The 9,336-nt window shown below is 70.2% G+C and carries 11 protein-coding genes; 7 read left to right on the forward strand and 4 right to left on the reverse strand.

What is annotated here, in order from left to right; translation table 11 throughout:
- Nucleotide 1 precedes the first annotated feature (1 nt).
- The 3 genes from FHT26_RS13735 to FHT26_RS13745 are packed head-to-tail and all read right to left on the reverse strand — an operon-like array spanning nucleotide 2 to nucleotide 2,479.
- The gene (locus FHT26_RS13735; protein ID WP_168560689.1) at nucleotides 2-1,213 is read right to left on the reverse strand and encodes an MBL fold metallo-hydrolase; all 1,212 of its coding nucleotides are present in this window, start codon (nucleotides 1,211-1,213) and stop codon (nucleotides 2-4) included.
- The gene (locus FHT26_RS13740) at nucleotides 1,203-1,886 is read right to left on the reverse strand and encodes an NAD(P)H-binding protein (RefSeq protein WP_168560690.1); all 684 of its coding nucleotides are present in this window, start codon (nucleotides 1,884-1,886) and stop codon (nucleotides 1,203-1,205) included. The genes FHT26_RS13735 and FHT26_RS13740 overlap by 11 nt, the downstream gene beginning before the upstream one ends.
- Nucleotides 1,883-2,479, reverse strand: coding sequence for a TetR/AcrR family transcriptional regulator (locus FHT26_RS13745; RefSeq protein ID WP_168560691.1), 597 nt, complete (start codon nucleotides 2,477-2,479; stop codon nucleotides 1,883-1,885). The genes FHT26_RS13740 and FHT26_RS13745 overlap by 4 nt, the downstream gene beginning before the upstream one ends.
- Before the next feature lie 113 nt (nucleotides 2,480-2,592).
- Here FHT26_RS13745 and gmk point away from each other — a divergent pair, with 113 nt between their 5' ends.
- The 3 genes from gmk to FHT26_RS13760 all read left to right on the forward strand — a co-directional run bounded on the left by gmk (nucleotide 2,593) and on the right by FHT26_RS13760 (nucleotide 5,838).
- A complete protein-coding gene (gene gmk, locus FHT26_RS13750; RefSeq protein WP_168560692.1) occupies nucleotides 2,593-3,213 on the forward strand; it encodes a guanylate kinase in 621 nt (206 codons plus the stop codon).
- Between the two features lie 16 nt (nucleotides 3,214-3,229).
- The gene (gene rpoZ, locus FHT26_RS13755) at nucleotides 3,230-3,433 is read left to right on the forward strand and encodes a DNA-directed RNA polymerase subunit omega (RefSeq protein ID WP_056807569.1); all 204 of its coding nucleotides are present in this window, start codon (nucleotides 3,230-3,232) and stop codon (nucleotides 3,431-3,433) included.
- A gap of 107 nt (nucleotides 3,434-3,540) precedes the next feature.
- Complete coding sequence (locus tag FHT26_RS13760; protein WP_168560693.1) at nucleotides 3,541-5,838, forward strand: RelA/SpoT family protein; 2,298 nt, start codon at nucleotides 3,541-3,543, stop codon at nucleotides 5,836-5,838.
- An 18-nt stretch (nucleotides 5,839-5,856) separates the two neighbouring features.
- Here FHT26_RS13760 and greB read toward each other — a convergent pair whose 3' ends face one another.
- Complete coding sequence (greB, locus tag FHT26_RS13765; RefSeq protein WP_168560694.1) at nucleotides 5,857-6,420, reverse strand: transcription elongation factor GreB; 564 nt, start codon at nucleotides 6,418-6,420, stop codon at nucleotides 5,857-5,859.
- Between the two features lie 115 nt (nucleotides 6,421-6,535).
- Between greB and FHT26_RS13770 the strand changes: the two genes are divergently transcribed.
- From FHT26_RS13770 to FHT26_RS13785, 4 genes are all read left to right on the forward strand, one after another.
- Nucleotides 6,536-7,180, forward strand: coding sequence for a glutathione S-transferase family protein (locus tag FHT26_RS13770; protein WP_168560695.1), 645 nt, complete (start codon nucleotides 6,536-6,538; stop codon nucleotides 7,178-7,180).
- The gene (locus FHT26_RS13775; protein ID WP_168560696.1) at nucleotides 7,180-7,764 is read left to right on the forward strand and encodes a CGNR zinc finger domain-containing protein; all 585 of its coding nucleotides are present in this window, start codon (nucleotides 7,180-7,182) and stop codon (nucleotides 7,762-7,764) included. Before FHT26_RS13770 ends, FHT26_RS13775 begins: the two co-directional genes overlap by 1 nt.
- A gap of 76 nt (nucleotides 7,765-7,840) precedes the next feature.
- Complete coding sequence (locus FHT26_RS13780) at nucleotides 7,841-8,473, forward strand: hypothetical protein (RefSeq protein WP_168560697.1); 633 nt, start codon at nucleotides 7,841-7,843, stop codon at nucleotides 8,471-8,473.
- A gap of 157 nt (nucleotides 8,474-8,630) precedes the next feature.
- A complete protein-coding gene (locus tag FHT26_RS13785) occupies nucleotides 8,631-9,239 on the forward strand; it encodes a sigma-70 family RNA polymerase sigma factor (RefSeq protein ID WP_349238145.1) in 609 nt (202 codons plus the stop codon).
- Nucleotides 9,240-9,336: the final 97 nt, after the last annotated feature.

A 9,336-nucleotide genomic window follows, 5' to 3' on the forward strand; every position in this document is an offset into this window, starting at 1 on the left:
CTCACGACGCCGAAGCGACGCAGCCCGGCAGTTGCACGCGATCGGCGCCGTTGCCGTTCTTCGTCGCCACCACCGGCCTCTCGGCCGCGCTGCGCCACGCCTGCTGCGGCCACCAGCGCGCCGGCACCGGATCGCGCCCGGGCTCGACGCTCTGCCCCGGCCGCGGCGTCAGCACGCTGACACCCCGGCAGGCCGCGGCCGCGAGCACGCGTTCGACCGGCTCGGTCCAGCCATGGTGCGCGAGCGCGAACAGGCCCCAGTGCACCGGCATCATCAGCTTGCCCTGCACGCGCTGGTGCGCCAGCACCGCCTGCTCCGGCCCGAGGTGCCAGTCGGGCCAGTCGGCGTCGTACTGCCCCGACTCGATCAGCGTCAGGTCGAACGGGCCCAGGCGCTTGCCGATGTCGTTCATCTCCTCGAACAAGCCGGTGTCGCCGGAGTAGTAGACGCGGTGCGCCGCGCCGACCAGCGCGAAGCCGGTCCACAGCGTGCGATCGCTCTGCGGGTTGACGCGGCCGGAGGCATGGCGCGCCGGCGTCGACGTGACCTGCAGCGTGCCGACCTGCGTCGACTGCCACCAGTCGAGTTCGACGATGCGGTCGGCCGGCACGCCCCAGCCGCGCAGGTGCCCGCCGATGCCCAGCGGCACGACGAAGCGCGCGCCGCGCACCTGCAGCGCCCGGACGGTGCCGGCATCGAGGTGGTCGTAGTGGTCGTGCGAGACCAGCACCACGTCAATCGGCGGCAGCTTGTCGAGTGCGATCGGCGGCGCGAACCAACGCTTCGGGCCGATCCAGCCGACCGGCGACGCGCGCTCGCTCCAGATGGGGTCGAGCAGCACCCGCGTACCGTCGATCTCGAGCAGCGTCGACGAGTGCCCGAACCAGGTCACCCGCAGCCCGCTGGCCGGCAGCGCCGCGAGCGCCTCGCCCCGGCTCGCCAGCACCGGCACCGCGGACTGCGGCGCGCCATCGGGCGTGCTCTCGAACGCGCGCAGCAGCGCGTCCTTCATGTCGCTCCACATCGGCTGCGGGTTGTTGAACTGGCCGTCACGCCATTGCGGCGAGGCTTCGACCCGTTGCTGCTCGGCCTGGCCGCGGCGCAGTTCGCCGAAGCCGGTGCAGGCGCTGGCCAGCAGCAGCCCGATGCCCGCCGCGACCGCCAGCAGGCCCCAACCGAGCCGGCGCCAGCCGGATTTCTTCTCAGCGCCCATCGGCTGTCTCCTGGCTCAATGCGTAGATGTCGGCCGGCTCGGCCACCCGCCGCGACGCGGGCGCGCGCGCCGCGGCCAGCATTGCCCGGCCGATCGCCACGGTGCTCAGCAGGCTGCGCGGGAACAAAGCCCGCAAGCCGGACAGCAGCGGCCCGAGCAGCACGTAGAACGCATGGATCCAGCCGACCTTCGAGCGCGCGCCATGCAGCGGCTGGATCACGCCCGGGCGGAACATGAACGCGGAGCGGAACGGCAGCCGCATCAGTTCGTTCTCGGTGCGGCCCTTGACGCGGGCCCACATCGAACTGCCCTTCTCGCTGCTGTCGGTGCCGGTGCCGGACACGTAGACGAAGCACGCCTGCGGGCTCGCGCGGGCCAGCGTCTGCGCGATGGACAGCGTCAGGTCGAGCGTCTGGCGGCGGTAGTCGGCCTCGCTCATGCCGACCGACGAGACGCCGAGGCAGAAGAAGCAGGCGTCGACATCGCGCAACTGCGCCTCGACAGCCGCCAGGTCGAACAGGTCGGGCTGCACCACGCTCACGAGCTTCGGGTGCTGCTGCGCAAGCGGGCTGCGGCCGACGCTGACCACCTGCGTCACGTCGTCGGCAAGCAGGCATTCGCGCAGCACGCCGTGGCCCACCATACCGGTGGCGCCGAAGACCAGGACCTTCATGGCGTTTCCTTTTTCATCGCCGGACGCGCGATGCCGCGCCAGAACACATCGAAGCCTGCGGCGGCGTAGTCGGTGCCGCTGCCGCCGGGCTCGGCCAGAGCGGCCATCGTGGCCTCGGCCAGGCCGTTGAACATCGCGCCGATGAACTGCACCGGCTGGTCGACGAAGAGCTTGCGGCGAACGCAGGCCTCGCCCTCGCGCAGCAGTTCGGCAAACGGCGCGCTGCCGGCCTCGCGGGTCTCGGGCGTGATGCGGTCGGACACCCGCAGCTGCCCCATCACCTTGCACTTCAGCGGGTTGGCCATCGCCCACCGCAGGTACTGCATCCACACATGCTCGAACTTCTCGCGCGACGTGGCCTGCGCCGGGTAGGTGCTCATCAGCGCGTCGGCCAGCTCGACCTTCAGCGTGCGGTACAGCGCGTTGACCAGCACGTCCTTGGTGGCGAAGTAGGTGAACAGCGTGCCCTCGGCGACACCGGCCGTGCGCGAGATCGCCGAGGTCGGCGTCGACCACACGCCGCGGGCGGCGAATTCGCCGATGGCGGCGTCGAGGATGGCGTTGCGCTTGTCCTCGCTGCGAGGTCGGGCCATGGCGTTTGTCGTCGATAAATTGAGCAAGCACTCAATCATAAAACCACGAAGCCGGTCGTCAAGCGACTTTCTCCCCTGGGAAGGCCGGCAGGGCTGGTGCAAAATCCCGCGCGATGGATTACCCCGGCAATCTCTTCGTGGTGGCCGCCCCCAGCGGCGCCGGCAAATCGAGCCTCGTGAAGGCGTTGCTGGAACTCGATTCGCACCTGGTCGTCTCGGTCTCGCACACCACCCGCGCGCCGCGCGGCCAGGAGCAGGACGGGCGCGAGTACTTCTTCATCAGCGAACCGGCGTTCCGCGCCAAGATCGCGGCCGGCGACTTCTTCGAATGGGCCGAGGTGCACGGCAACCTCTACGGCACCTCGCGCCAGGCGATCGAGGAGCGCATTGCCGGCGGCCACGACGTGGTGCTCGAGATCGATTGGCAGGGCGCGCTGCAGATCAAGCAGCTGTTCCCGAACGCGATCCTGATCTTCATCCTGCCGCCGAGCTGGGAAGAGCTCGCGCAGCGCCTGAACCGGCGCGGCGAAGACCACCCGGACGTGATCGACCAGCGGCTGACGAACGCCCGCGTCGAGGTGGCGCAGGCCCGGCATTTCGACTTTGTTATCATCAACGCCTTGTTCGAAACGGCGCTCTTCGACCTGAAGGCGATCGTTCATTCGCAGCGGCTCAAGTACGCTGCGCTGCAAAGAAGCAAACCTGCTGTCTTTGCCAACCTCAATCTCAACTGAGCAGGAGTTCTTCACCATGGCCCGCATCACCGTCGAAGACTGCCTGACCAAGATCCCGAACCGCTTCCAGCTCGTGCTGGCCGCCACCTACCGCGCCCGCATGCTGAGCCAGGGTCACGCACCGAAGATCGACACGAAGAACAAGCCGGTCGTGACCGCGCTGCGCGAGATCGCCGCCGGCGAAATCGGCATCGAGATGCTGCGCAAGGTGCCGATCTGAATATCTGCTCCGAACTTCGCCCGGACGGCCCCTCGCGGGCCGTTCGCGTTTTCCCTTGCTGCGTCCCCACGACGGCGTCTGCGTCGAATCCGCGATAAATTCGGGCCATGAACGCCCGTTCTCCGGCCACTGCCTTGCGTGAAGCGCCGCCCGCCCCGTCGGGCCGCGGCGGCAGCACGCCGGTGCCGGCGGCCACGAAAGACGCCGCGGCCGCGTCGTTCGCGGCACTGACCCACAAGCTCGACTACCTCGACGCCGCCGACATCAAGCGCGTGCGCGAGGCCTACCGCTTCGCCGACGAGGCCCACCTGGGCCAGTTCCGCGCGAGCGGCGAGCCCTACATCACGCACCCGATCGCGGTCGCCGGCCTGTGCGCCGACTGGAAGCTCGACGCGCAGGCCATCATGGCCGCGCTGATGCACGACGCGATGGAGGACTGCGGCGTCACCAAGGTCGAGCTGATCGAGCGCTTCGGCTCATCCACCGCCGACCTGGTCGACGGCCTGACCAAGCTCGACAAGCTGCAGTTTTCCACGCGCGAGGAATCGCAGGCCGAATCCTTCCGCAAGATGCTGCTCGCGATGGCGCGCGACGTGCGCGTGATCCTGATCAAGCTCGCCGACCGGCTGCACAACATGCGCACGATGGACGCGATGGCGCCGGCCAAGCGCATGCGCATCGCCCGCGAGACGCTCGACATCTACGCGCCGATCGCGCACCGGCTCGGCCTGAACCAGACCTACCGCGAGCTGCAGGAGCTGTCGTTCCAGCACACCCGGCCGTGGCGCCATGCGGCGCTGTCGAAGGCGGTGCTGCGCGCGCGCGGCTACCGGCGCGACATCGTCGAGCGCATCCAGCGCGAGGTCGAGAAGGCCTTCGCCGACGCGCAACCGCAGGCCCAGCAGAAGGTGCAGGTGTTCGGCCGCGAGAAGACGCTCTATTCCATCTACAGCAAGATGCGCGAGAAGCACTTCAGCTTCGCGCAGGTCAACGACATCTTCGGCTTCCGCATCGTCGTCGGCACGCTGCCCGAGTGCTACCTGGCGCTCGGCGTGCTGCACCAGCTGTACAAGCCGCTGCCGGGGCGCTTCAAGGACTACATCGCGATCCCGAAGGCGAACGGCTACCAGTCGCTGCACACCACGCTGGTGAGCCCGCTGGGCACCGCGGTCGAGTTCCAGATCCGCACCGAGCCGATGCATGCGGTGGCCGAAAAAGGCATCGCCGCGCACTGGATGTACAAGGCCGGCGGCAACACCCAGCTGCACGATGCGCAGCGCCTGGGCACGCTGTGGCTGCAGTCGCTGATCGACATCCAGGACGAGACGCGCGACGCGAACGAATTCCTCGAGCACGTCAAGATCGACCTGTTCCCCGATGCGGTCTACGTGTTCACGCCGAAGTCGCGCATCATGGCGCTGCCGCGCGGCGCGACGCCGGTCGACTTCGCGTACGCGATCCACTCCGACGTCGGCGACCACTGCGTCGCGGCCAAGGTCAACGGCGACCCGGTCGCGCTGCGCACCGAGCTGCGCAGCGGCGACGTGGTCGAGGTCGTCACCGCGCCCGGCGCACGCCCGAACCCGGCCTGGCTGAACTTCGTGCGCACCGGCCGGGCGCGTTCGAAGATCCGCCACTACCTGAAGAACATGGAGCAGGAAGAGTCGCAGCAGCTGGGCGAGAAGCTGCTCGCGCAGGCTCTGCGCGCCGAAGGCCTGAACATGCCGGCCAACGACCCGGCCGAGGCCGCGGCCGGTGCGCTGTGGCAACAGCTCGCGCGCTGGAGCGGCACCCGCTCGCGCGCCGAACTGCTGATCGACATCGGCCTCGGCCGCAAGATCGCGACCATCGTCGCGAAGCGGCTGGCGCAGATGATGGGCGAACGCGGCGAACGCCCCGATGCGCTGACGCTGACGATGGGCCGCTACGCCGCCGACGACAACGCGCCGTCGCAGGGCCTCGTGGTGATCGACGGCAGCGAAGGCGCGTCGGTGCAGATGGCGCCGTGCTGCCGGCCGATCCCCGGCGACGCGATCGTCGGCTACCTGGGCCGCGGCGAAGGGCTGGTGGTGCACACCGTCGACTGCTCGACCGCGAAACGGCTGTTCGAACGCGACAGCGAGCGCTGGATGACGGTCGAATGGGCCGAAGAACCGATGCGGGCGTTCGAGACCGGCGTCACGCTGCTGCTGAAGAACGGCAAGGGCGTGCTGGCGCAGGTGGCGGCCGCCGTCAGCGAGGCCGAGGCCGACATCACCCACATCGACATGGACGACGAACCGGCCGCGCAGACGATCGAGCTGCGGCTGCTGCTGAGCGTGCGCGACCGGCTGCACCTGGCCGACGTCATGCGCACGCTGCGGCGTGCGGCGCCGGTGCTGAAGGTCGTCCGCGTGAAGCCGTGATCCCGGAGTGGCATCCGGCTACGAATGCGGCTTCGGGTAGGAGACGTCGACAACCTCGATCCGCTCCAGCCCGCCCGGCGTCATCAACTGCACCTCGTCCCCCACGCGCGCCTTCAGCAGCGCCCGCGCGATCGGCGCGATCCAGCTGATCTCGCCCTTGCTGCTGTCCGATTCGTCGACGCCCTTGATCGTGACGGTGCGCTCCTCGCCGCGCTCGTTCGCATAGGTCACGGTGGCGCCGAAGAACACCTGGTCGTTGCCGTGGTGCAGCGACGGATCGGCCACCTCGGCGATGTCGAGCCGCTTGGTCAGGAAGCGGATGCGCCGGTCGATCTCGCGCAGCCGCTTCTTGCCGTACAGGTAGTCGCCGTTCTCGGAGCGGTCGCCGTTCTTCGCGGCCCACGACACCACCTCGACCACCTTCGGCCGCTCGTCGTCCAGCAGCGTCAGCAGCTCGTGGCGCAGGGCCTGGTAGCCGGCCGGCGTCACGTAGTTGCGCGTGCCCTGCGGCAGCGCCGGCAGCCCGATGTCGTCATCGTCGTCGCCGTCGGAATCGCTCTCTTTGGTGAAGGCCTTGCTCATGGGCGCGATTTGAACCCAACTGCGGCCCGCCAGTGCCGCTGCGCTGCGACCAGGGTGATTGACTCGCCTAACCGGTTAGGCAGAATGAGCCGGATCCTTGCACCAGGAATCCGCCATGTACACACTCTTCGCCACCCCCGGATCGGTCGGCTGCGCTGCCGTCGATGCGGCGCTGCGCCTGTGCGGCGTGCCGTTCGAGACCATCGAAGCCGCCCCGTGGACCGAATCGCCCGGCCGCGACCGGCTGAAGGCGGTCAACCCGCTGGTGCAGATCCCGACGCTGCAGGGCTCCAGCGGCGAGCTGCTGACCGAAACGGCCGCGATCCTGGTCCACCTCGGCCTGACGCACCCCGAGGCACAGCTGCTGCCCGCCGACGCCGCCCGCCGCGCCAGCCACCTGCGCGGCCTCGTCTATCTGGCGGCCAATGTCTACCCGGCCATCACGGTGATCGATTTCCCCGAGCGCTTCTGCGAGGCCTGCAGCGACGACGAGGCCCGGCGCATCCGTGCGCAGACGCGCCGCCACCTGCACGGGCTGTGGGAGGTGTTCGCCGACAGCTTCTTGGCGCCGCCCACCGGCTTCCTCGCCGGCGACGCCCCGGGCGCGCTCGACCTGATGGCCGCCGCGCTGTCGAAGTGCTTCGGCACCCGTCCGCACCTGGCCGCATCCCGTCCCGCGTTCGCCGCGCTGCTGGCGCGCACCGACGCCCACCCGCGCTTCGCCGACACCGAACGGCGCTACTGGCCAGCGGCGTCCTGATGGCCGGCATCTCGGCCGGCGTCGGCGGCGCGCTGGCGCTGGAGTTCGCGAACACCGCCGGCGATCACCTGGCCGACGCACCGTCCGAGCGCCTGGGCAGCTGGGCGCGCTTCGCCCAGTGGTGCGTCGAGCAGGACCTGGTCGATGCCCGCGGCGCAGCGGCCCTGAAGGCCTCGGCCGACGATCTCGCGCCGGTGGTCGCCGCGCGCGAGGCGGTGTTCCGCACCGGCCTCGCGATCGCACAAGGCGGCAAGCCGCCGGCCGCGGCGCTCGCGCTGCTGAACGAGCTCGCCGCCGGCGACGGCCCGCGCGTCGGCCACACGCAGGCCGGCCTGCGCTGGCGCGGCAGCGCCGACGACAGCGCGCTCTCGCTGCGCACGCTGCTGGCGCGCGAAGGCCTGTCGCTGTTCTGCTCGCCGCGGGCCGCGCGCATGCGGCTGTGCGCCGGGCCGCTGTGCGGCTGGCTGTTCCTCGACGACAGCCGCGGCGCACCACGCCGCTGGTGCTCGATGGGCGACTGCGGCAACCGCGCCAAGGTGCAGCGCCACCACGCCCGCCGATCGGCCGGCGCGGGGGACGCCTGAGGTGCAACAGCGGTTCCCCTCGCGCGGCGCAGCGTGTACCCTTGCCGCTGCTTCCTCCTCCCTACGCCGTCTTCCCATGCGCCTGATCCGGTCCCTGCCCTTTCTGATCCTGCTGTCCACGGCCCGTGCGGCGCTGGCCGCCCCGGCGCCCGCGCCGGCGGCGGCCGAGGCGAAGCCCGCCGAACGCTGCGAGACCGCGGTGGCCGACACCATCCGCGAGATGCGTGGCAAGGAAGCGCGCGACATCGAGTTCATCGCCGCGCAGCGCTCGCTGCTGCCGGCCAGCGGCGACGAGACCACCGTGAAGGGCGCCGGCCGCTACAAGACCGCCGCGACCGGCGTGCATGGCTTCACCTACCGCTGTGCGTACAACGCCGAATCGAACGAGACCTCGGGCGTCGTGTTCCGAGAGACCGGCAGCTCCCGCCCGCTGGCCGAAAAAGCGTGGGAGCCCGACCTCAGCAAGGTCTCGCCCGATGCCTGCGAAACCGCGATCGCCGCGACGCTGAAAGACAAGTACCCGCGCGTCGGCCGCATCGCGTTCGATGCCGAGACGCGCCGGCTGCAGCCTGCGCCGAACGACGACACCTGGCTCGACGGCCAGGGCGCCGTCGAACGCGCGCCCGGCATGAACTCGATCCCGTTCACCTACCGCTGCGCGTTCCAGGCGCGCACCGGCCGGCTGGTCGGCGCGCAAGCCACCCCCTGAAGTGCCGGGCGGCCGCCCGCGCTCCGCAGGCCGCAGCGCAACGCTGTCCCGCCACGCGAAGTCGCGCGTGGGGTGTTCACAAACTGATGCGCCCGCATCGAACGCCGTGCCGTAAGCTCGGCGCTCTTCGGTTTCGGCAACGGATGTCGGAGGATGCGTGGTCGATCGACCCTCGAACGATGCGATGTTGGGCGGCGAGGTGACGCAGTTGCTGCGGCGCTGGACCGACGGCGACGCGCACGCGCTGCACCGGGTGCTGCCGCTGGTGTACGACGAGCTGCGCCGCCTTGCCGGCCGCCACCTGCGCCATGAGCGCGCGCACCACACGCTGCAGAACACCGGCCTGGTGCACGAGGCCTACCTCCGTCTGACAGACGACCGCCCGGTGCAGTGGGCGTCGCGTTCGCAGTTCTTTGCGCTCGCGTCGAAAGTGATGCGTCACATCCTGGTCGATCACGCCCGCGCGCGAGGGGCCGACAAGCGCGGCGGCGGCCAGGCCCACGTGCCGCTCGACGAGCTGTCGGAAGCCGCCATCGCGCAGCTCGCGCCGCGCGACACGTCGGTGCTCGACATGCTGGCGCTCGACCAGGCGCTGACCCGGTTGCAGCAGCTCGATGCGCAGCAGAGCCGCGTCGTCGAGCTGCGCTTCTTCGGCGGCCTGAGCGTCGACGAGACCGCGGCGACGCTCGAGATTTCGCCGGCCACCGTGAAGCGCGAATGGTCCAGCGCCCGCGCCTGGCTGCTGCGCGAACTGGCCGGCCGCTGAGCGCGCCGGGTGCGCGGCACGGATACGCTTCGTCACACATTGCATGAGCCGCTGCCGCCCGAGCTTGCGCCCTACGGGGAACGAGAACTTCGGGAGA

The sequence above is a fragment of the Rhizobacter sp. SG703 genome (assembly GCF_012275445.1).
Classification (GTDB): domain Bacteria; phylum Pseudomonadota; class Gammaproteobacteria; order Burkholderiales; family Burkholderiaceae_C; genus Rhizobacter.

Bases quoted from the DNA above. Each gene is read 5' to 3' on its own strand.
- FHT26_RS13735 (WP_168560689.1), bottom strand. From the start codon at position 1,213: ATGGGCGCTGAGAAGAAATCCGGCTGGCGCCGGCTCGGTTGGGGCCTG.
- FHT26_RS13740 (WP_168560690.1), bottom strand. From the start codon at position 1,886: ATGAAGGTCCTGGTCTTCGGCGCCACCGGTATGGTGGGCCACGGCGTG.
- FHT26_RS13745 (WP_168560691.1), bottom strand. From the start codon at position 2,479: ATGGCCCGACCTCGCAGCGAGGACAAGCGCAACGCCATCCTCGACGCC.
- gmk (WP_168560692.1), top strand. From the start codon at position 2,593: ATGGATTACCCCGGCAATCTCTTCGTGGTGGCCGCCCCCAGCGGCGCC.
- rpoZ (WP_056807569.1), top strand. From the start codon at position 3,230: ATGGCCCGCATCACCGTCGAAGACTGCCTGACCAAGATCCCGAACCGC.
- FHT26_RS13760 (WP_168560693.1), top strand. From the start codon at position 3,541: ATGAACGCCCGTTCTCCGGCCACTGCCTTGCGTGAAGCGCCGCCCGCC.
- greB (WP_168560694.1), bottom strand. From the start codon at position 6,420: ATGAGCAAGGCCTTCACCAAAGAGAGCGATTCCGACGGCGACGACGAT.
- FHT26_RS13770 (WP_168560695.1), top strand. From the start codon at position 6,536: ATGTACACACTCTTCGCCACCCCCGGATCGGTCGGCTGCGCTGCCGTC.
- FHT26_RS13775 (WP_168560696.1), top strand. From the start codon at position 7,180: ATGGCCGGCATCTCGGCCGGCGTCGGCGGCGCGCTGGCGCTGGAGTTC.
- FHT26_RS13780 (WP_168560697.1), top strand. From the start codon at position 7,841: ATGCGCCTGATCCGGTCCCTGCCCTTTCTGATCCTGCTGTCCACGGCC.